18 protein-coding genes and 2 pseudogenes are annotated in these 22333 nt (G+C 59.8%); 12 read left to right on the forward strand and 8 right to left on the reverse strand.

Annotated elements, in window-relative coordinates; all coding sequences use genetic code 11:
• Positions 1-82: 82 nt before the first annotated feature.
• Positions 83-1459: a multicopper oxidase family protein gene (locus KW849_RS11325; protein ID WP_218429485.1), complete on the forward strand. Its 1377-nt coding sequence runs from the start codon at positions 83-85 to the stop codon at positions 1457-1459.
• Positions 1459-1953: a tRNA adenosine(34) deaminase TadA gene (gene tadA, locus KW849_RS11330; RefSeq protein WP_218429486.1), complete on the forward strand. Its 495-nt coding sequence runs from the start codon at positions 1459-1461 to the stop codon at positions 1951-1953. The genes KW849_RS11325 and tadA overlap by 1 nt, the downstream gene beginning before the upstream one ends.
• 84 nt (positions 1954-2037) lie before the next feature.
• Here the strand turns inward: tadA and cmoB are convergent, their stop codons facing one another.
• The 7 genes from cmoB to KW849_RS11365 all read right to left on the reverse strand — a co-directional run bounded on the left by cmoB (position 2038) and on the right by KW849_RS11365 (position 11973).
• The gene (cmoB, locus tag KW849_RS11335; RefSeq protein WP_218429487.1) at positions 2038-2994 is read right to left on the reverse strand and encodes a tRNA 5-methoxyuridine(34)/uridine 5-oxyacetic acid(34) synthase CmoB; all 957 of its coding nucleotides are present in this window, start codon (positions 2992-2994) and stop codon (positions 2038-2040) included.
• Positions 2991-3770, reverse strand: a complete 780-nt coding sequence (cmoA, locus tag KW849_RS11340; protein ID WP_218429488.1) for a carboxy-S-adenosyl-L-methionine synthase CmoA — start codon at positions 3768-3770, stop codon at positions 2991-2993. The genes cmoB and cmoA overlap by 4 nt, the downstream gene beginning before the upstream one ends.
• A gap of 217 nt (positions 3771-3987) precedes the next feature.
• On the reverse strand, positions 3988-4623 hold the full coding sequence (locus KW849_RS11345) for a lysoplasmalogenase (RefSeq protein WP_218429511.1): 636 nt from the start codon (positions 4621-4623) through the stop codon (positions 3988-3990).
• Positions 4624-4625: 2 nt separating this feature from the next.
• On the reverse strand, positions 4626-5018 hold the full coding sequence (locus KW849_RS11350; RefSeq protein ID WP_218429489.1) for a protease inhibitor I42 family protein: 393 nt from the start codon (positions 5016-5018) through the stop codon (positions 4626-4628).
• A 219-nt stretch (positions 5019-5237) separates the two neighbouring features.
• The gene (gene lon, locus KW849_RS11355) at positions 5238-7655 is read right to left on the reverse strand and encodes an endopeptidase La (protein ID WP_256357172.1); all 2418 of its coding nucleotides are present in this window, start codon (positions 7653-7655) and stop codon (positions 5238-5240) included.
• 308 nt (positions 7656-7963) lie between these two features.
• Positions 7964-10375: a glucose/quinate/shikimate family membrane-bound PQQ-dependent dehydrogenase gene (locus KW849_RS11360; protein WP_218429490.1), complete on the reverse strand. Its 2412-nt coding sequence runs from the start codon at positions 10373-10375 to the stop codon at positions 7964-7966.
• Positions 10376-10590: 215 nt separating this feature from the next.
• Positions 10591-11973: a carbohydrate porin gene (locus tag KW849_RS11365; protein ID WP_218429491.1), complete on the reverse strand. Its 1383-nt coding sequence runs from the start codon at positions 11971-11973 to the stop codon at positions 10591-10593.
• Between the two features lie 305 nt (positions 11974-12278).
• Between KW849_RS11365 and KW849_RS11370 the strand changes: the two genes are divergently transcribed.
• Complete coding sequence (locus tag KW849_RS11370) at positions 12279-12509, forward strand: VF530 family DNA-binding protein (RefSeq protein ID WP_218429492.1); 231 nt, start codon at positions 12279-12281, stop codon at positions 12507-12509.
• An 80-nt stretch (positions 12510-12589) separates the two neighbouring features.
• Positions 12590-13153: a Pr6Pr family membrane protein gene (locus KW849_RS11375; protein WP_256357194.1), complete on the forward strand. Its 564-nt coding sequence runs from the start codon at positions 12590-12592 to the stop codon at positions 13151-13153.
• A 174-nt stretch (positions 13154-13327) separates the two neighbouring features.
• Here KW849_RS11375 and KW849_RS11380 read toward each other — a convergent pair.
• A pseudogene (locus KW849_RS11380) lies at positions 13328-13489 on the reverse strand (SIP domain-containing protein); the annotation flags it as partial.
• Between the two features lie 21 nt (positions 13490-13510).
• Between KW849_RS11380 and KW849_RS11385 the strand changes: the two are divergent.
• From KW849_RS11385 to KW849_RS11420, 8 genes and pseudogenes are all read left to right on the forward strand, one after another.
• Positions 13511-13747 (forward strand): annotated as a pseudogene (locus KW849_RS11385) (IS5/IS1182 family transposase); the annotation flags it as partial.
• 293 nt (positions 13748-14040) lie between these two features.
• Positions 14041-14538: a CS1 type fimbrial major subunit gene (locus KW849_RS11390; protein ID WP_218429494.1), complete on the forward strand. Its 498-nt coding sequence runs from the start codon at positions 14041-14043 to the stop codon at positions 14536-14538.
• Positions 14539-14653: 115 nt separating this feature from the next.
• On the forward strand, positions 14654-17176 hold the full coding sequence (locus tag KW849_RS11395; RefSeq protein ID WP_218429495.1) for a CS1-pili formation C-terminal domain-containing protein: 2523 nt from the start codon (positions 14654-14656) through the stop codon (positions 17174-17176).
• 34 nt (positions 17177-17210) lie between these two features.
• Entirely contained in the window at positions 17211-18476 is a 1266-nt protein-coding gene (locus KW849_RS11400) for a hypothetical protein (RefSeq protein ID WP_218429496.1), read from the forward strand.
• A gap of 59 nt (positions 18477-18535) precedes the next feature.
• Entirely contained in the window at positions 18536-19279 is a 744-nt protein-coding gene (locus tag KW849_RS11405) for a molecular chaperone (protein WP_218429497.1), read from the forward strand.
• 54 nt (positions 19280-19333) lie between these two features.
• Positions 19334-19810: a CS1 type fimbrial major subunit gene (locus KW849_RS11410; protein WP_218429498.1), complete on the forward strand. Its 477-nt coding sequence runs from the start codon at positions 19334-19336 to the stop codon at positions 19808-19810.
• A 268-nt stretch (positions 19811-20078) separates the two neighbouring features.
• Positions 20079-21134, forward strand: a complete 1056-nt coding sequence (locus KW849_RS11415; RefSeq protein ID WP_256357173.1) for a hypothetical protein — start codon at positions 20079-20081, stop codon at positions 21132-21134.
• An 11-nt stretch (positions 21135-21145) separates the two neighbouring features.
• Positions 21146-22333 (forward strand): hypothetical protein (locus KW849_RS11420; RefSeq protein WP_218429500.1); only part of this gene is annotated, 1188 nt, incomplete at its 3' end.

Here is a 22333-nt window from a genome sequence, read left to right on the forward strand (position 1 = left end):
TACTGTTTCTCAACCGCAGGTGTATCGTATTCGCCTTTTGCAGGCCCCTCGCCTGTGGTTGATACGTGAGGTAGTTGAGTTCATGTCCTTTACCCGTCGCCAATTCCTCGGTGGCCTGGCCGGTCTTGTTGTCGTTGGTGTCGGAGCCGGTGGCGCGTCGCGTTACTGGCTGGGCAAAATGGCCGACGCTGACGCCGGCCACGACTATGAGCTGATCGCCGCCCCGCTGGACGTCGAACTGGTGGCCGGGCACAAGACTCAAGCCTGGGCGTTCGGCCCATCAGCGCCGGGCACCGAGTTGCGCGTGCGTCAGGGCGAATGGCTGCGGGTGCGCTTCATCAACCACTTGCCGGTGGCGACCACCATTCACTGGCACGGCATTCGTCTGCCGCTGGAAATGGACGGTGTGCCGTATGTCTCGCAATTGCCGGTGCTGCCGGGCGAGTACTTCGACTACAAATTCCGCGTGCCCGACGCCGGCAGCTATTGGTATCACCCACACGTGAACAGCAGCGAAGAACTCGGTCGTGGCCTGGTCGGCCCGTTGATCATCGAGGAGCGCGAGCCCACCGGTTTCAAATACGAAAAGACCTTGAGCCTCAAGAGCTGGCACGTCGATGAAGAGGGCGCGTTCGTCGCGTTCAGCATTCCTCGCGAAGCTGCCCGTGGCGGCACGGCGGGAGGCTTGTCGACCATCAACGGCGTCTCACAAGCGGTGATCGACTTGCCCGCCGGGCAGATCACCCGCGTACGCCTGCTCAACCTCGACAATACGCTGACGTATCGTCTCAATATCCCTGGCGTCGAAACGCAGATCTACGCGCTGGACGGCAATCCGATTGAACCGCGCCCACTGGGCAAGGAATACTGGCTGGGTCCTGGCATGCGCATTTGCCTGGCGATCAAGGCCCCGCCGGCTGGTGAAGAGCTGTCGTTACGCAACGGTCCGGTGCGCCTGGGCACGTTCCGTTCGGTGGCCAATACGGATGCGCCGACCGAGTGGCCACCGGCGCTGCCGGCCAATCCGATCGCCGAACCGGACCTGGCCAATGCCGAGAAACTCAACTTCAATTTCGAATGGGTCGGCTCGGTATCGGTCAACGTCGAAAACGGCAAGCCGCCCAGCCTGTGGCAGATCAACGGCAAGGCCTGGGACATCAGCGACAAGACCTGCGCCGATCGACCGATTGCCAAGCTTGAGAAGGGCAAGAGCTATATTTTCGAATTGAAGAACATGACTCAGTACCAACACCCGATTCACCTGCACGGCATGAGCTTCAAGGTCATTGCCTCGAACCGGCACAAGGTCATTCCGTATTTCACCGACACCTACCTGCTGGGCAAGAACGAGCGCGCGCAAGTGGCGCTGGTGGCGGATAATCCTGGCGTGTGGATGTTCCACTGCCATGTGATCGATCACATGGAAACCGGCCTGATGGCCGCCATCGAGGTGGCGTGATGCGACAGATCCGTCCCGCCGCCATCATCGACCGCAGTCGTGATCGCGAATTCATGCACGAAGCCCTGGCACTGGCGGCGCAAGGTGCGGCCCTTGGCGAAGTGCCGGTAGGCGCTGTGCTGGTACAGGACGGGGAAATCATCGGGCGCGGTTTCAATTGCCCGATCAGTGCCAGCGACCCGAGCGCTCACGCCGAGATGGTCGCCATCCGCGCCGCCGCCCAGGCCGTGAGCAACTACCGCCTGCCGGGCAGCACGCTGTATGTGACGCTGGAGCCGTGCAGCATGTGCGCCGGCCTGATCGTGCATTCGCGGATAACGCGGGTGGTGTACGGCGCGCTGGAGCCGAAAGCCGGGATCGTGCAGAGCCAGGGGCAGTTCTTTACCCAGGGCTTTCTCAACCATCGAGTGTTGTATGAAGGCGGGGTGTTGGCGGAGGAGTGCGGGGCGGTATTGAGCGAGTTCTTCAAGGCCCGCCGCGCCAGTCGAGACTAAGAGCAAAAGATCGCAGCCTGCGGCAGCTCCTACAGGGATCGATGTAGGAGCTGCCGCAGGCTGCGATCTTTTGATTTTGCTTTTTTACTTGCGAGCGACGATGACCGCCCGCATCGGCGCCGGCAAACCTTCAACGGTCTTGCTGTGATCCTCGGGATCGAGGAAGTCACTGAGCGACTGATACTTCATCCACTCCGTCCCGCGCTGTTCCTCGACCGTGGTGGTGCTCACATCCACGCACTTCACATCGGTGAACCCTGCGCGACGCAGCCACAACTCCAGCGCTGGCACCGATGGCAGGAACCACACGTTACGCATCTGCGCGTAGCGGTCTTCCGGCACCAGCACCTGGTGTTTGTCGCCTTCGACCACCAGGGTTTCCAGCACCAGTTCGCCGCCCTTGACCAGGCAATCCTTCAGCGCCAGAAGATGTTCGATTGGCGAGCGGCGGTGGTAGAACACGCCCATGGAAAACACTGTGTCGAAACCTTCGAGGTTTGGCGGCAGGTCTTCGAACGGGAAGGGCAGGTGCCAGGCATTCGGCTCGGACAGGTAACGCTGCACTGCCTGGAACTGACAGAAGAACAGCCAGTTCGGATCGACACCGATCACACTGTCGGCACCGGCGCCGAGCATGCGCCACATGTAGTAGCCGTTGCCGCAGCCGACATCGAGGATGCGCTTGCCCACAAGGTCCAGGTGCGGGGCGACCCGCGACCATTTCCAGTCCGAGCGCCATTCAGTGTCGACGTGCACGCCGAACAGGTCGAACGGCCCCTTGCGCCATGGCGACAGGCCCATCAACGCGGTGCGCATTTGCGCGCGGGTTTCATCGTCGCAATCGGTGTCCAGCTTCAGGCCATTGAGCAAATCGACTTCGCTCGGCTGGATCTTCGGCAGGGCGTCCAGTGCGCTTTGCCAGCGCTCCAGATCGCCATGACCCTTTTCCATTTTCTTGTCGAGTTGTGCCTGCAGGGTGTTGGCCCATTCGGCCAGCGGGGTGCCGGCCAGACGGCGGGCGAGGGGGGACAGATCAATCATGGCAAGGCAATCAACGAGGCAAAGTTAAGACACTGGAACCACGGCACGACTTTCGAGAACCCGGCGGCCAGCAGGCGTTCGCGGTGTTCTTCGAGGCTGTCGGGCTTCATGACGTTTTCGATGGCGCTGCGCTTCTGGGCGATTTCCAGTTCGCTGTAGCCGTTGGCGCGTTTGAAGGCCACGTGCAGATCGGTCAGCAGCGCGTGTTCTTCGGCATCGTTGAAGCGCAGTTTCTCCGAGAGAATCAGCGCACCGCCGGGCAGCAGCGATTGGCGGATGCGCGACAGCAACGCCGCGCGCTGGTCCGGGGCGATGAATTGCAGGGTGAAGTTCAGCGCCACCACCGAGGCCGGCTGGAACTCCAGCGCGAGAATGTCGCCCTCGATCACTTCAACCGGCAGCAACTCCTGGAACATCGAATCCTGACCGTTGAGGTACTCGCGGCAGCGTTCGACCATCGCCGCCGAGTTATCCACAGCGATCACCCGGCAACCGTCGGTGCGCACGTGTCGGCGCAGAGCCTGGGTCACGGCACCCAGCGACGAGCCCAGGTCGTAAAGCACGCTGTCCCGTTGGGCGAACTGCGCGGCAAGCACGCCGAGGTTTTCGACGATGGTCGGATAACCCGGTACCGAGCGCTTGATCATGTCCGGGAACACCCGCACCACGTCCTCGTTAAAGGCGAAGTCAGGCACCTGGGCCAAAGGCTGGGCGAAAAGGCGATCGGATTCTTTGCTCACGGCGGTTCCAGCGGTGTAGGTGGAAAAGGCCGGCATTTTAGCCAAGTTGGCGCGGGGATGCGCGGGTTGTCTGATAAAGCGGCGGGGCTGACGCAGTTTGAATGCTGGCAGGGCACTTGTGGCGAGGGGGCTTGCCCCCGTTGGGCTGCGCAGCGGCCCCAAACTCGGGCACCGCATTCCTTCAGGTTGAATGCATCTACCGGATTACGACGGCTTCGCCGCCGAACGGGGGCAAGCCCCCTCGCCACAGGGTTCAGCGTTTATTTTGGGTGAATGCCGAGGCGGTGATCCCCCATTGCCCCAGCCAGTAACTGAGGATGATCACATAAGGCGCGGCATCGAACGGCACCACAAAGCGACTGATGCCGATCACGCTGTCGGAAAATACAAACGCCACGGCACCACCTGCAGCCAGCAACGCCGAACGCTTGGGCACATCGGTCCCGAGTCGGGCCAGGGCGCGCCAGAGCATGGCGCTGATCGCCGTGCCATAGACAATCACCGGCACCAGCAACGGCCCGAGACCGTTGGAAATCAAAATCCCCAGCAGGACAGCGCCGACGCCGAGGGCCAGCACCAGCGGCAGCGCGGCCAGGCGTCGGCAATCGCTCAGGTAGGCCTTGAGATAAGCCAGATGCGCGACCAGAAACGCGCCCAGCCCAAACACGAACAAATCCCCCGGCCATGCCAGCAACACGTCGCCGACCAAGGAGAAAATCAAGCCGAGGCTGATCCAGCGCCGATATTCGCCGGGTGGTGCGTCATGCAGCCAGCCGAGCAGGGCCAGTACCGGCAGAGGCTTGACCAGCAGGCACAGCAGCGAGGCATGCACGCTCAGGCCGTAAAGAAAGGTCACCGCGCCCATCAGCGCCAGAATCAGCCAGCCCACGGTCAGTTGACCGAGATTGCGCAGTCGAACGAATCCACCGGCAGCACTTCCGGTGCCCACGGCTGTTGCGAAGTCAGCCGCAAGCGCCCGGTGCCGGTCGCGAAGGCTTGAAAACGCCAGGTCGAGACCCCGGCCGCGCCGACGATGCCGGCATCTTCCGGGTTTCGATAAACCTCTGGCCCCAGGGCGTGCAGTACGCCACCCGCCGAATCCTGGATCGCCCAGCGATAACCCGTGGTCGGGTTGCTCGGCAGGGTCAGGATCAGGTTTTGCCCGTTGTTGAGCTGCACCGGGCATTCGCTTTGTTTTTCCACGGTCACGTTATGCGCAGGTTGCGTGGCACACGCGGCCAGCAGGGCGAGGGCGAGGGGGACAAGCAGGCGAATGGGGGACATAGGCTTCAGGAGCTCCGGCGTTCACGACGAACGGCGAGCATAACTTAAGATGAGACAAAGTGTGACAGCCAGCCAAGGGCCGCAGTGCCAGGACTGACGCCTTCGCTGGCAAGCCAGCTCCTACAGGGTTTTGTGGTGAACACAACCTGTGTGAACACCGCCGCCCTCTGTAGGAGCTGGCTTGCCAGCGAAAGCGCAGGTACAGACGCTACACAACCATCAGAAAAGCACCTTCGCCACATCCGCAAAGCGCTTGGCAAAGTGCACGGTAATGCCTTCCGTCAGATACTCCGGCAGCTCCTCGAAATTGCCCCGGTTCGCCTCCGGCAGAATCAGCTCGAATATCTTCTGCCGCCGCGCCGCAATCACTTTTTCCCGCACTCCGCCAATCGGCAATACATGCCCGGTCAGCGTCAGTTCGCCAGTCATGGCCACGCCTTTTTTCGGCGGTTGGTTGCGCGCCAGCGACAGCAGGGCACTGGCCATGGTCACGCCGGCGCTCGGGCCGTCCTTCGGCGTGGCGCCTTCCGGCACGTGCAGGTGGACGAAGGCTTCGTCGAAGAACTTCGGATCGCCGCCATACGACTTCAGGTGCGAGCTGACGTAGCTGTAGGCGATTTCCGCCGATTCTTTCATCACGTCACCCAGTTGCCCGGTCAGCTTGAACCCACGGTTGAGGGTGTGGATGCGTGTGGCTTCGATTGGCAGGGTCGCACCGCCCATGCTGGTCCAGGCAAGGCCAGTGATCACGCCGACACCCGACAGCACCTGCTCGTTGCGGAACACCGGTTTGCCAAGGGACGTTTCGAGGTCTTTCGGGCCGAGCTTGATCACAGCCTTCGGCTCGTCGAGCAGTTTCATCACCGCTTTGCGCACCAGTTTGCCGAGGTTTTTTTCCAGCTGGCGCACGCCGGCTTCACGGGCATAACCGTCGACCAGTGCCTTGAGCGCGCTGTCGCTGATGCTCAGGCTGCCCTTGGACACGCCGGCTTTCTCAAGCTGCTTGGGCCACAGGTGACGCTTGGCGATGGCGACTTTTTCTTCGGTGATGTAACCCGACAGGCGAATCACTTCCATCCGGTCCAGCAACGGGACGGGGATCGAATCGAGGGTGTTGGCGGTGCAGATGAACAGGACTTTCGACAGGTCCATGCGCAGGTCGAGATAGTGGTCGAGGAATTCGACGTTCTGCTCAGGATCGAGGGTTTCCAGCAGCGCCGAGGCCGGGTCGCCCTGGTAGCTCTGGCCCATCTTGTCGATCTCGTCGAGCATGATCACCGGGTTCATCACTTCGACGTCCTTCAACGCCTGCACCAGCTTGCCCGGCTGTGCGCCGATGTAGGTGCGGCGATGGCCCTTGATCTCGGCTTCGTCACGCATGCCGCCAAGGCTGAAGCGATAGAACGGCCGGCCCAGGGATTCGGCGATGGATTTGCCGACGCTGGTCTTGCCCACGCCCGGCGGACCGACCAGCAATACGATGGAGCCGCTGATCTCGCCTTTATAGGCACCGACCGCGAGAAATTCGAGGATGCGGTCCTTGATGTCGTCGAGACCGGCGTGATGTTTGTCCAGCACCTTGCGCGCGTACTTGAGGTCGAGTTTGTCTTCGCCATAGATGCCCCACGGCACCGAGGTCGCCCAGTCGAGGTAGTTGCGGGTGACCGCATACTCGGGCGAGCCGGTTTCGAGCACCGACAGTTTGTTCATTTCCTCTTCGATGCGTTTCTGCGCTTGTGCCGACAGCACTTTGCCGGTCAGCCGCTGTTCGAACTGTTCGAGATCGGCACTGCGGTCATCCTTGGTCAGTCCCAGCTCCTGCTGGATGACCTTGAGTTGCTCCTTGAGGAAGAACTCACGCTGATGTTCACCGATCTTGCGATTAACCTCGGCAGAAATCTCTTTTTGCAAGCGCGCGACTTCGACTTCCTTGCGCAGCATCGGCAGGACTTTTTCCATGCGCTTGAGCATGGGCACGCAGTCGAGGACTTCCTGCAGCTCACTGCCAGTGGCCGAAGTGAGGGCGGCGGCGAAGTCGGTCAGCGGCGACGGGTCGTTGGGGCTGAAGCGGTTGAGGTAGTTCTTCAGCTCTTCGCTGTACAGCGGGTTGAGCGGCAGCAGTTCCTTGATCGCATTGATCAGCGCCATGCCGTAGGCCTTGACCTCGTCGGTCGGCTCGGTGGGCTGGTGCGGGTATTCGACCTCCACCAGGTACGGCGGGCGGTGATGCTTGAGCCAGGTCTTGAGGCGTACGCGGGTCAGGCCCTGGGCGACGAACTGCAGTTTGCCGTTTTCGCGGCTGGCGTGGTGCACCTTGACCAGCGTGCCGTACAGCGGCAGGGCCGAGGTGTCGAAGTGGCGCGGGTCATCCTGGGGCCTGTCCATGTAGAACAGGGCCAGGCAGTGGTGTTCGGACTTGGCCACCAGGTCGAGCGTCTCGGCCCACGGCTCTTCGTTGACGATGACCGGCAGGACCTGGGCCGGGAAGAACGGCCGGTTGTGGATCGGGATGATGTAGACCTTGTCCGGCAGGTTCTGGCCGGGCAAGGCCAGGCCTTTGCCGGGGACGTGGTGCGGGGCGTTTTCCGGGGCGGCGTATTCGCTCGGGTCTTCGGGGAATTCCTGCTGGTCGCTCATGGGGGCACCTGCGCAATGGGTATGGGTCTTAGATGGGGCAGGTTGGCGGTGGTTTCAACGGTCATTTTCTGCAACGCGGTGTTTCAACGGTGTGTTCAGGAGAGAGACAGGTTAGCTGGATTTCGGCACGACACGCTGCGCTTTTGCTTTTGTAGGAGCTGCCGCAGGCTCGGTCCGCGCTCGGGCGATCTTTTGATTTTCCAAGTCAAAAGATCGCAGCCTGCGGCAGCTCCTACAGAGGAGGGTGGTGATAATAAAAAAGGCGACACCTTTGAGGGCGTCGCCTTTGTTTTGACTGCCGCTAAAACTTACTCGGACAGTTTGTACGCGATCACATAGTCACCCATTTTGGTGCCAAGAGAGCCGTGGCCACCGACGACCAGCAGCACGTACTGCTTACCGTCCTTGCCGGTGTAGGTCATCGGCGTAGCCTGACCGCCAGCCGGCAGGCGCGATTTCCAAAGCTCGTTGCCGGTGTTGACGTCATAGGCGCGCAGGTATTGATCCAGCGTGCCGCTGAGGAAGCCGACGCCGCCGGCGGTGACTATCGAGCCGCCCATGCTTGGCACGCCGAGTGGCAGGCCGATAGGCAATGGCGAGCTGTCGCGGCTGGTGCCGTTCTTGCGTTTCCACACGACTTTGTTTGTGGTCAGGTCGATGCCGGCCACGTAGCCCCAGGCCGGAGCCTGGCACGGTACGCCGAACGGCGACATGAGCGGGTGCATGATCACCGCGTAAGGTGCGCCCGTGTTCGGTTGCACGCCCGCTGTTTCGCTCTCGCGCTTGCTGCCGGCCGCGACTTCGGCGCGAGGCACCATTTTCGAGACGAAGGCCATGTAGTTCGGGCTGGTGAACAGCATCTGGCGAACCGGGTCGACCGAAACTCCGCCCCAGTTGAAGACGCCGACGTTACCCGGATAAATCAGGCTGCCCTGTTCCGACGGTGGGGTGTACTGACCGTCGTAACGCAGCTCCTTGAACTGGATGCGGCACAGCATCTGGTCAAACGGGCTGGCGCCCCACATGGCTTTTTCGGTCAGTTCCGGGGCCAGCAGGTTCAGGTCCGAACGGGCCTGGGTCGGTGCGGTGTGGTCGCCTTTCACGGCGCCTTGCGGAGCCGGGATTTCCTTGATCGGGATGATCGGCGTGCCGTCGCGACGGTCGAGGACGTACAGGCTGCCTTGTTTGGTCGGCTGGATCACAGCCGGCTTGATGCCGTCGGCGGTTTTCATGTCCAGCAGGGTTGGCTGGCTGCCGACGTCCATGTCCCACAAGTCGTGGTGAGTGAACTGGTAGTTCCAGCGCACCTTGCCGGTGGCCAGGTCCAGTGCGACCAGGCCGGCACTGAACTTCTCGGCGCCCGGGGTGCGGTCTGCGCCCCACTGGTCAGGGGTCTGGTTGCCCAGTGGCAGATAGACCATGCCGAGTTTTTCGTCGACGCTGGCCAGCGACCACATGTTGGCGGAGTTGCGGCTGTAGTGTTCGCCCTCTGGCAGCGGTTCGGTCGCGTCGGGATTGTTGCTGTCCCAGTTCCACACCAGATGACCGTCGTGTACGTCAAAGGCACGGATCACGCCGGATGGCTCGTTGGTCGACTCGTTGTCGGTGACGTGGCCGCCCATGATCACCAGGTCACGAGTGATCGCTGCTGGCGAGGTGGAGTAGTAGCCACCGGGGGTGAACGGTCCGATGCCTTGAGTCAGGTCAACCACACCGTTTTTACCGAAACCTTCGCAGACCTTGCCGGTGTCGGCGTTGAGTGCGATCAGGCGTGCATCGGCGGTAGGCAGGTACAGACGACGTGGGCAAGCCTGGGCAACGGCCTTGCCGGCTTCAGAAATGACGGCGGACGCAGCATTTTCAGCTTTTGCATTCGCCGCTTCGTCGTAGTACGAAACGCCCCGGCAGGTCATGTGGGCGAAGCCCTTGAAGCCTGACGGGCTCTTGATCTGCGGGTCGAAACGCCACAGTTCCTTGCCGGTGTCCGGGTCCAGCGCCAGCACCTTGCTGTGGGCGGTACAGGCATAGAGCATGCCGTTGGCCTTGAGCGGGGTGTTTTCGTTGGTCAGTTCCACCGGGTCACCGGCGGTTGGCAGATCGCCGGTCTGGATACGCCAGGCTTCTTGCAGCTTGCCGACGTTGGCCGGGGTGATCTGCTTGAGCGGCGAGTAGCGGTCACCGAATTCGCTGCGGCCATAGGCCTGCCAGTCGCCTTCGGGCATCTGCGGCGCAGTGCTGGTCATGTCAGCCGAGTCACGACCCAGTTCGCCCAAGGTCTCGCCCGGATGGGTGAACTGGCTGGCCACGGCGGTGGCACCGGCCAGGACCACGGCCACGCTCAAGGCGCCAGTGCCCATAGGGGCCGGGCCATTGATCAGCAATGGACGACGCAACCACGGCAGCAGCATCACCACACCGAGGGCGAACCACAGCGCCAGGCGCGGCACCAGTTGCCACCAGTCCAGGCCCACTTCCCACAGTGCCCACAGGGTACTGGCGAACAGCACCAGCGCGTACAGGCCCAGCGCGGCGCGGCGGGCGGCGATCAGCAACACGCCGCTCAGCGCGATGCCGATACCGGCCAGCAGGTAATACAGCGAGCCGCCGAGCATGCTCAGCTTGATCCCCCCGGCCAGCATGGCCAGGCCCATCAGTAGAAGCAGAATGCCGAGCAGGGTCGGCAATAGACGGCTTCGACTCAAGGCACCATCAGTGCTCATAGTGTGATTCTCCGTGACGTTTCAAGTAGTCCCGCGCAAGTTCACTGTAGATGATGATCTTGTGCGGGCAGGGTTCAGATAAAACTGGTTCAGCTGATGCATACCCTTGTAGGAGCGAGCCTGCTCGCGATAGCGGTGGGTCAGGCAACATCAATGTTGGCTGTGATGGCCTCATCGCGAGCAGGCTCGCTCCTACAAAGGGTTTGTGGTGTTTTTTAGAACGAGGACTGGACCTTGATCCCGCCGATCAGCGCGTCATCGACCTCGTTCACGCCACCGGGATGGCGGATGTATTGCAGGTTCGGGCGCACGGTCAGCCAGTTGGTCACGTGCACGCCGTAGTAGAGTTCGGCGCTGTATTCGGTGTCCTGAGGCGGCAGGAAGGTCGGATTGTCGAAATCGAAGACTGCGTTGGCCTGGTTGGTCGCCTCGGCATTCTTGCGAAAGGCCGGGTTGACGTGGACGCGGGCCATGGCGAAACCAATGTCGTCCCGGGCCCGCGCGTCGAACGGGCCTTTGTAGACGAGGCCGGCCTGGACGTAGTTGTCGATGGCATTGGTCTTCTTGTCGTGCATCGTGCCATTGGCGAACAGGCTCAGGCCTCGGGAGTGGTCGCTGGCGAGGCTGGTGACTTGCTGCTGAAGACCCAGCCACATGCCGTGTTTGCTCGAGGCGCTGCGGTAGGCTTCGCCAGTCAGGGCGGCAGGCTGGCCATTGCTGTCCTTATAGACGTCGGTGGCGTTGGCGCTGCTGTAGTAGTAACCGGCGCGGTATTCGCCCGGCAGGCCGTTGAGCTTCGGCGTCCACACCAGTTCCACCGGCAGGACCGCGCCCTGGGTGCCGCTGCCGCTCAGCTTGAAGCCATTGCCGCGATCCAGGTTCGACGTGTTCTGCTCATACGCGCCGATCTGCGCGTACAACTGCGGCGTCAGGTGATATTTGACCCGCATCGCCCACTGGCTGACCGGCCAGTTGTACCAGATGTCGCCCGCCCAGTTGCCGACCTGGGATCCGCAGAACGCCAGGTTCTGGAAGTCGCAGGGGAAGCTGTTGAAGTCTTCGCCCTCACCGAAACGGCCGACCTTGATGTCGAGTTTTTCATCGAGGAATTTCTGCTGATACCACATCTGCGTCAGGCGCCAGGTCTGGCCGCGGCCCCAGACTTCCTGGGCCGAGGTGAAGCCGCCGACACGCGGGTCGTTGATGCGGTCGTTGCTGATGTTGTTGCCGCTGCGTTCAGTGATGGTCAACTGGAACTCGGCGTCATCCCAGCCGAGGATCTTCTGCAAGTCCAGGTGGGTGCCCAGGGCGAACTGGTCGCTGTAGCGCGCGGTGCGGTCGTGGTCGTAGCCGCCGTGCAGATTGCTGCCCATTTCACCGGTGTAATCGACTTTGAAGTCGTAGCCTTTTTCCGCGAGTTCTGTGCGAGTGCCGTTCCAGTCACCGAGCATCCACGGTGAATCGCTGTCGAAGGCAGGCGCCGCCTGAACGCAGGAGGCAAGGCCCAGCGCGGTGAGGCCACCAATCAGGGGCAGGATGTTTCGGTGGGCAGCAGTTTCAAAGACAGCGCTGTCTCGAAAAGTTTTAAAGTCAGGCATAGAGACGGAGTTCTTGATCTTTTTCTGGGGGATAAACGGAAAGCAGCAGGCGTGAAGCGAAAGCAGAAGCGTTTCAGCAGGCAGCGGGCGCAAGGATAATGTTCCGTTACAAATAGAGAAAGGGCTTTTACTGACATGCATCCTTTCGGATTCGGTAACAGTGACAAAAGATCGCAGCCTGCGGTAGCTCCTACAGGATACGGATTCCAATGCAGGAGCTGCCGCAGGCTGCGATCTTTTCCGTTTCACCTACATTTAACGTAAGGTGCGCGGCTTCCAATTCCCACTCTGCTCGAAGGCCCGGCATGACCGAACACAACCCTGATCCGCTGCACGGCGTAACGCTGGAACAGATCCTCAACGCGCTGGTTGAACACTACGAGTGGTCGGGGCTGGCCGAACGCATCGATATCCGCTGCTTCAAGAGCGAGCCGAGCGTCAAGTCGAGCCTGACGTTCCTGCGTAAAACCCCATGGGCACGAGAAAAGGTCGAACGCCTGTATGTGAAGTTGATGCGCACCAAACGACCGCTTTGAACAGGGTCAATCCGTTCGGGTTTCGCCGCCGTTTTGTGGCGGTGGCTGCCACGCTCGGCTGGGCGGGATTGAGCATCCAGATGTACCTGATTTTCCATTCTCGCTGGACGCTGGGCGCCAGCCTGATCGGCGGGTTGATGAGTTTTTTCAGTTATTTCACCGTGCTGAGCAACACCCTGGTGGCAACCGTGCTGACCTGTGAATGGACAACCCGCGAGTCAGCCGCGCGCCGCTGGTTCCTGCAGCCTTGGGTCAGCAGTGCGATTGCCGTGAGCATCGCCGTGGTGAGCCTGGCCTACAACCTGCTGCTGCGCCACTTGTGGCATCCCGAGGGCTGGCAATGGCTGGCCGACGAACTGTTGCACGACATCATGCCGTTGCTGTTCCTGGGGTATTGGTGGCGTTATGTGCCCAAGGGCACATTGCGCGTATGGCACATCGCGCTGTGGGTGATCTATCCGCTGGTTTATTTTGGCTACGCGCTGCTGCGCGGGCATTTGCTGGCGGTTTATCCGTACCCGTTCATCGATGTCGAGAAGCTGGGTTATCCACAGGTGTTCATCAATGCTGGCGGTTTGTTGGCGGGGTTTGTGGTGATTGCGTTGCTGGTGATCGGGCTGGATCGGTGGCAGGCTCGGAAGTGAGCGCGGATATGGCGGTATGGAATGCTTTATGTGGCGAGGGGGCTTGCCCCCGTTGCGCTGCGAAGCAGTGCTAAAACCTGCAACGAGGTTTTATCTGAAACACCGTATAAGCAGATTTTACGACTGCTTCGCAGTCGAACGGGGGCAAGCCCCCTCGCCACAATGTGGCGCCAGTCACTCCTCGCCGCGGTTAGCCAACTTCCAGTACCCAACCGCCTTGACGAACTGCTCGTCCAGCCCACGCTCATCGAGCAACGCCCGACGAATCTGCCGCGACACCTTGCTCTCGGTCGCCACCCACGCGTACAGGCTGCCGGCAGGCGCCGGGCGATGGCGGGCAGGGCGGTTTCGTCACCGATGCAGCCGGTGATTGCTCTGCGCAGCATGAAGCGTAAACCCAAGCCGGGTTTGCCGAGTCTGTTTGATCGTCCCAAGTACCGGTAGCGCAACTTCATTGAGCGTATGTTCGGCTGGCTGAAAGAAAACCGCCGCATTGTTACGTGCTTTGAAAAACTCGTGAAAAGTTATGCGGTGATGGTCTCGCTGGCCTGCGCCATGCGGCGTTTAAGATATTACTTTTTGTACAGAGTCTAAGTCAATCTGCTTGTAGGTTAGTTCTTACATGTGGCAGGTTAACTTGTTGGTTTTATTTATTTTTTTTCGATATTTAGGCTTCATTTTTCCTACGCTAGCTGGTGAAAAATCCTACTTACTTTTCTTAGGATTTAGTCGAATATGCCCCGGCGTTAAAAGCCCAACCAACTAGCTATTTTGGCTCCAGCCAATAGTAATGGCTTGTCAGCGTCTATTCGTTAATAGAAAGAGAAGTCTCGGCTTTGTTCGAACTTTTAATTGTCCGGTCCATTTGAAATAACAGGTATTTACCCATGTTCAAAAAAATCGCAATCGCTACTCCTCTGGCCGTTCTGGCACTGAGTTCTTCCATGGCTTTTGCAGCAGGTGAAGCGCGTCATTCCATTAGTCTGGTTGCATCGGTTCCAACCAAGGAGTTCCACGTACTGCCAGTGGATCCGGATCTGATCGTTAAAGACCAGGTGTTGAGCTACAACCCGGTTTCCGGTGATCTGAGCACTTTGCGTGCGCAATTCGACACCAAAAACACCAATGGCTCGATTGCCGCCAGCCTTGAAAGTGAAGCGTTCCTGTCCAACGGTGCAGACGCGGATAAGGTGCCCTTGACTGTGTCGTTCAATGGCAAAGCGCTGAGCCTGACGCCTGAGGAAGTTGTCAGCGAAGGCGAGTCCACTCCAGGCAAGCGTGTCGATCTGGTCATTGCTCCCACCAAGCCAACCACTGGCGGCTATAAGCCAGGTGACTACACCGGTGCGGTCACCATGATCTTCGATGCAGTGCCAACGCCTTGATGTCTTGAATGCTTGTGAGCGCAAAGCTCACAAGACATCAAAAACCGGTCGGCAGCCTCCCCTGCCGGCCGGGTTTTTTACAGCGTTAACCGTTCATTCTCAGAGTATTCCGTTCATGTTCCCGATGACTCCCATCGCGGCTGCGCTCGCACTTTTTTTTTGCGCAAGTGCACTGGCCGCGCCAACTGACAATGGCACGACACCCCGCAGTTTGCTCGCTCAGGCCAAAGGTTTGCCGTCCGAGTTCGAAGAGCACTTCTTCGATGTGCCTTTGGCGGTTCGGGTGGAACTTGATCAACAATTTCTGGGTGAGGCAATGATCGTATTGTCCCGCGATGATCGCATCACCCTGCTTGAGTTTGCCGATGTCAGCGACAGCAACATTGCCGCCAGCGAGCGTGAAACCTGGGCCGCTTACCTGCAAAAAGGCATAGCCCTTGGCGCCTGCGAAGGCAGTTGCCCGGCGCAGATGCTGGCCGTGCATTACAACCTTCAGAATTCATTGGTGTCGATTCTCACTGAAAATGCCGAGCGCGACACTCAAACCAAGCGTTATTACGAGCAGCCGGAAGGCGGCAGCACGGGGTTGATCCTGCGCAACCAGCTGAACCTCAACGGTGGCCAGGATCAGGACCTGGGCGGGCGATATGGGCTGGAGGCCAGCGGCAGCCTGGGCAACTGGACGCAAAATCTGAATATGCAGCTAGCCCGTCTGGGCGGTCCGGATGACAAGCTCTATCACGCGATATACGAGCTCTACAGCCAGCGTGAGTTGGAGGGCAATTTTCTGCGCCTGGGTTATTTCACCCCCAACTCCGAAGGCCTGAGCCGCCAGCCACGTGCGTTCGGTGCCAGCCCCGACACGGCAGTGGGCCTCATGTACGGCAGCTCCGACAGCCTGGCGATCAACAGCCCCAAGCCCAGCGTTTACCCGATCTATGTCACCGCCAACCGTCAGGCCTCGGTGGAGATTTTTCGCAATGGCTTGCTGATCAATACCCAACCGGTCGATGCCGGCTTGCAAACCCTGGATACCCGGCCCTTGCCCGGCGGGATCTATGAAGTGGAAGTGCGCTTGATCGAAGACGGTCAAATCACTTCCACCACCCAGGAGCTGGTGTACAAACCGAGCAACTGGCGCAACCACGATGAGCGCTGGCGCTACAACCTGTTCGCCGGGCAGGAAAGCAAGCTGTTGAGCAACTGGGATGAGCAAGCCTACGGCGACATGACCGCTGGCGCCGCCTTCAACTACCTGCTGCATCCACGGGTCATTCTCGGAGTTTCGGGGCGCCAGGTTCGGGACACGCTGCAATATGGCTCGTCGATCGATTGGACCTTGGCTAACAACACCAGCCTCTTCGCCAACCTGTATCAAACCCAGGACCATGGCACCGGTCTTGATGTGCAAGCGATGTACAACTATGGCACCGGGAGCGTATTCGCCACCCATAACCGCAGTTGGCTGGACACCACCAAAATCTACGAAACCCTGCCCGATGGCACTCGGGTGCGGCAGCGCAATGTGTTTGTCGGCCAGACAAGCAACTCGTCGTTGTCGGTCAATCACCGGGTCAGCAGCAAAAACTCGCTCAATGCGCGGGTCTCCCACAGCGATGGCAATACCGAAGGCGTGGGCCTCGACCTGGGCTGGACACAGCGCGGCAACCTGTTCGGCAGCGATGCCAACTGGCGCTTCTCGGTCTTTGATCGGCCCGGCTCCTTCAGCAGCGGCGACGCACGCAATCGCGGAGTCGACCTGACTGTCAGTCTCGCATTGGGCGGGCCGGGCGAGCAGTGGTCCGGCAGTATCGGTTCACGTACCTCCCGCGATGGCGGCCGCGACAACAACGCCTCGCTGACCTACCGCAAAGACCTGCAGGACCATGTGCTGCAAAGCGTATCGGCCACCGCGATTACCGATACCTACGGGGTCGGGCTGTCCGGCCTGACGAACTTCCAGACCGAAGCCATCAACGGTGATGCCTTCGTTCAGCGTTCGTCGTTCAACGGCAACTACACCGGCGGTTTGAACCTGGACAGCACCGTTGCCGTGGGCGGCCAGCACGTCGTCATGACCAGCCAGCATCAAGGCAGCGGTGCCGGGATGATCATCGACGTCGAGTCCGACCTCGATGAAGTTGCCCTGCGCGCCGACGACTTGACCGGTGGCAGCACCGCCTTGCGTCCCGGGCGCAACTTCATACCGATCACTGCCTACAAGAGCAGTTCGGTGAGCTTCGACTTTGAGGGCAACCACCCGCCAGCGGCCAGTATCCAGCCGGCCCGCACCAGCTATCACCTGAACAAGGGCGGCGTGGACTACCGCAAAATCACCATCAGCAAAACCCTGACCGTGCTCGGTCGCCTGGTCGACCCCCAGGGCAAACCGCTCAAGGGCCACCACATCATCAACCACGCCAGCCGTGGCGTGAGTGAAGTGGACGGGTTCTTCTCCATGGAAATGAAGGCCGGGTCGCCGACCCTGGAAGTGCGTTACGGCAACCAGTTGTTGTGCCAGTTCCGACTTGATCCGAGCAGTGCGCGCAATGAGAACGATGTGTTGATGATCGGGGATTTGCGTTGTACGCCGGATACGTTGGCGGATACCGCCAATGCCGTACAGAGAGCCGGCTGATGAATGTTGCCTACTATTTGGAGCGCGTAAAACGATGAGCTTTTGGACTGTTTATCAATGGCACACGGTAAGGGTGATCCTGGTCGGCTGCTGTCTGTCGGTCTCGGCCATGGAGGCTGGGGCGGTCATTAAGCAGGTTACGGCCACCTTCAACCCGGATCCGGGGAATCCGCTGAAAAACGAATTCAAGAACACGACGCCCAATGAAGGGTTCTGCGCGCGCAATCCGAACATCTGCAAGGCCCACAATATATCCAGTCTGCGCTCTAACGTGGGAGGTACTGCGCTCAATGGCCCTATCGAACCCAACCACGCAGAGGTACGAAAGGGCGCGATGATCAAGACGCCGGCGGCTTGGCGCACCTTGACGGTCAAAGAGCGCAATTCCGGCGAAGAGGCCACGGTGGAAGTACGTATTTCCGGGATGGGCGGTGTCTATGAGCTGAGTCACGATGCGAGGACGCTCACCGGCATCACTAATACGGGGGCTGCTCATCAGGCGTTGTGGGGGACGGACTGGCGATATGCGCCGAGTCCCTGTATGGCCATCGGCTCTAATTCCTATTACGGTTTTACCGGCTTCGAGTTCTTCTGGCTGACCCCTGAGGAAGCGGTGTGTAACAAGCAGGCCAGGTTCCTGATTCCCGGCTTTGGCTACCGATACCTGGACTTCGCCTATGAACTGCGTACGCCGGATCCGCTGAAGATGTCCACGGGGATCTACGACGGTACACAGATCTACTCGGTCGGGCCTAACGGCGATTTCGATCTTGGCGACATCGTCGCTCCTTCAGACGCGGTCATCCAGCTCGACTTCACCCTGACCGTCGAACATACCCTCAAAGTCGAAATACCTCCCGGCGGTAATAAGGTTGAATTGGTGCCTCAAGGCGGCTGGCAGGCATGGCTGAATCAGGGGCGTAGACCCACGCGGCTGTTCCGTGACCAGACATTTAATATCTCTTCGTCGAGCCGCTTCAAGATGCAGTTGGAGTGCCAATACTCCGACAGCAATACCTGCGCTGTGCACGATCCCGAGTCCGATCATCTTGTGCCGCTCAATATCAGTGTGAGTTTGCCCAACGGACTGACAGACGCCGGCGGGCAACCGGTCAAACTTCGTCCATTACGGCTCGACGGCAGTGGTACCGAGCTGTTTCAACCTGGTTCCTATGTCGATCGCAAACCGGGGACCCTGCACTTCGAGATCGCCAGGGATCAGGTCGAACAAATGTTGAGCGATGGTGCTGCAAAGCAATATTCGGGCAATGTCACGGTGATCTGGGATTCGGAAGTTTAAGCGGCGTTCGGGCCATAACAGCCCGGTTCGGTTGTGTTTAATAATTGAGGTTTAACGTTATGAAACGCCTGTTGGCATTATTCGGTTTTTATCTGCTTTCTCAGGCGGCTCAAGCCGGGCCGCAGATCAATATCGGGGTCGTGTATGACTACCTCGATGGCGATAAAAGCACCTACCTGAAACGGGTCTTCAACGGTGGCGACAGCACCGCCTTCGTCAAGGTCAATATCCTCGAGATCGTCTATGACGCCGATGGGAAGGCACGGGAAATCCCGCTGGCCTCTCAGGCCGACGCCAGCGCCCGTGATGGTTTGATGGCCAGTCCGGCCAGGTTGATCGTGCCGGCCAATGGCATGCAGGGTACGCGGTTGTTGTACATGGGCGAGCGCGATAAAGAGCGTTACTTCCGCGTGCGCTTCGTTCCGGTAGTACCGGAGAAAGAAGATGAGTTCGCGGTGTCCACCGAAGAACGCGAAGACTACAAAAAAGGCCTGTCGGCCGGCGTTAACGTACTGGCTGGCTACGGCACAGTGTTTTTCGTGCGTCCCAAGGAAACACGCTTTGACAGCGTGATCGATAACGGCACCGCTAACTATCAGATCCGCAACAACGGCAACACGGTGGTGGTGATCGATGAGTTCAAGGACTGTTCAGTAAAAAGCGAGCAGGAGTGCCAACCCACTACCAAGCATCACATTCTTGCCGGCCGGACTTTCCAGTTCGATAAACAGCCAGGCCGTGAGTACCGCTTCAATCTGGTTGAGGGCACACAGACCAAGAGCCTGCGCGTGGCAGGGAAATAACGATGAAGGCGCTCTTGACCTCAACCCAACGGCCTGCAAGCAACGGTGAAGAAAATGCTTCGTAAATTAGTCATGACGACCGTGTTGGTGATGACCTCGGCGTTGGGGCCTGTGGCATTGGCCGCACGCTTCGTCGAGCAGTTTGAAGTGTCGGTCACCATTCCGACGGCGAGCTTTTATGTACTGCCTGTCGATCCGCAACTGTTTGAGCGCGAACAGCGCTTGAATTGGAACCCGGTCACTTCAACGCTCAGCCCGCTACGCGCCAACTTTGATGTGAAGAATATCAATGGCGGGATATCGGCGCGCCTGAGTGAGCGTGCGTACCTGTCCAATGGCAAGGACGAGATCGACTTGAACGTGGCCTTCAACAAAGTCCCCCTGACGCTGGACAGCCAGCCGGTGGTGGACGACGCCCGGCCGGGCCGCCGGGTGATGCTGGAAATCGCTGCGCTGCAAGGCCCGGACGGCTTCAAGGCCGGCGACTACCACGGCACCGTGCATATGATTTTTGAGGCGATGAGCCCGTGAAATGCATTCACCTTTGTTTCAGAGAGTGTTAGTGATGATATTTGTACAGAGCTCGAATGCTTGGGAAGGGCGAATGCGATGGGGCGTGTGTGGGCTGTTGTGGGCATTGTCCATGCCGTTGTACGCGGCATCGGCAGAGGTGACCGCGCGTTTTCGTCCCGACCCGGGTAACCCTACGTTCAACCAGTTTGAAAACACCACGCCGAACCGGGGCAGCTGTGCCGAGTACGCAGCGTACTGTATGGCTAACGGGCTATCGAGTTTGATAATGCCTTTGAGCTTCAGAACCGAAACACCGATTCTGGCCAGGCACGGCGAACGCCAAGGGCCGATGGTCAAGGTTCCGGCCAACTGGCGGACATTGGACGTGGTTCATGAGGCAACGGGTGAAGCCCGACAATTGAAGGTGCGTATGGCAGCCTTCGGCGCCTCGTACCTGACACCCATCCCCATTGTCGACATTATTGGAGAAGGGGGCACTTGGCTGGAAATCAATAGAAAGCTATGGGGAGGGCGCGTGGCGCAAGATGCCAGGGCACCTTGCCTGTCGACATCGGTATGGCACCAGACCAATGGCTCGGGGGGGTTCTTTTTCTGGCGCACGCCTGTCGGAGCCGAAGCGGCTTGTCCTTTGCAATCGGCTTTCGACATTCCGCCCGGTTTCCGATTTGCTGAAGCCGGTCGGAACCAGCTGACGTTTGGGTATCAGATCGAAGCGCCCGACCCTCTATCAATGTCCTCGGGCATCTATACCGGCAAGATCGCCTATACGGCCGGGCCGAATATGGACATCGACATGGGGGACGTATTGCTACCCACCGATACGCTGTTCGAGATCAATTTCACCCTGACGGTCGAGCACACCCTCAAGGTCGAAATCCCGCCCGGCGGCAACCGCATCCAATTGGAGCCCCAGGGCGGATGGCAAGCCTGGCTCAATCAGGGCCGCAAACCTGCGCGGTTGTTCCGCGACCAGACCTTCAACCTCTCGGCCAGTTCACGTTTCAAGATGCAGCTTGAGTGTGGCACGGGCCAGATTGGCGATACCTGCGCCGTGCAAAACGCTGCCGGTGACCAGGTGCCGCTGGATGTACTGGTGAGCTTGCCCAACGGCCTGACGAACACCGATGGTGGTGCGGTCAACCGCCTGCCGCTGCGGGTCAGCGGTGCGGGGACCGAGCTGTTTCAACCTTCCTTCTATGTCGACCGACGGCCTGGCACCTTGCATTTCGAAGTGCAAAGGGAGGGTGTGGAAGACATGCTCAAGCGCGAGGGCGATACCTGGTCGGGCACGGTGTCGGTGATCTGGGATTCGGAGGTATAAGGATGTTTGGCATGAACGTATCAAGCGGCAACTTGGATAGTGTGATCAGGCAGTTATGCCGCCGGCTCTGGCTGGCCTTCCCAGCGGCGCTGTTTTCTTTATCGGCCCAGGCGCTCGAGGTCGAGTTCAAGGCCTCGTTTCTTCCCGACCCGGGTAATCCGCTGAAGAACGAGTTCACCAACAACACGCCGCCGAGCGGTTACTGCGCTAGCTATCCGACCCAGTGCAAGCTCAGTTTCCGCCTGCCATTGACCTTTCGTTCCCGCGCGCCCATCGAGTCCCATCACACGGACTTCCGTCAAGGCGCCACCCTCAAAGCGCCCGCCCTTTGGCGAACGTTGACAGTGGTCAACTCGGCCACGGGTGATGAAGCGGAGGTGGAGGTGCGAATTTCCGGAATCGGCAGCCAATACGAGCTGAGCCAACCGGCGATGGAGCTGGTACCGGAGGCGGGAAGCAATGTTGCAGCGCACCATCAGTTGTGGGGGATGAGTTGGGTCAATGCGCCCGCGCCTTGCCTGTACAGCGGTCTTGGGTATGTTTCGTCCCGTACCTATACGTTCTTCTGGAAAACACCCGTTGAAGGGTTCTGTTCGAAGTTGGCCCGGTACCCGATACCTGAAATGGAGTATCTGTACCTTGATGTGGCGTATGAACTGCGCACCCCTAAGCCTCTGGAAATGGACGCCGGCATTTACACCGGCAGTATTTCCTACAGCGTGGGGCCGTTCAAAGACTTCGATATGGGCGATGTGATGCTGCCCAGCGACGACAACATCGTCTTCAACTTCACCCTGACGGTGGAGCACACCCTCAAAGTCGAAATTCCACCCGGTGGCAACCGTATCCAATTGGAGCCCCAGGGCGGATGGCAAGCCTGGCTCAATCAGGGCCGCAAACCTGCGCGGTTGTTCCGCGACCAGACCTTCAACCTCTCGGCCAGTTCACGTTTCAAGATGCAGCTTGAGTGTGGCACGGGCCAGATTGGCGATACCTGCGCCGTGCAAAACGCTGCCGGTGACCAGGTGCCGCTGAATGTACTGGTGAGTTTGCCCAACGGCCTGACGAACATCGATGGTGGTGCGGTCAACCGCCTGCCGCTGCGGGTCAGCGGTGCGGGGACCGAGCTGTTTCAACCTTCCTTCTATGTCGACCGACGGCCTGGCACCTTGCATTTCGAAGTGCAAAGGGAGGGTGTG

Source organism: Pseudomonas sp. PDM26 (assembly GCF_019219185.1).
Lineage (GTDB): Bacteria > Pseudomonadota > Gammaproteobacteria > Pseudomonadales > Pseudomonadaceae > Aquipseudomonas.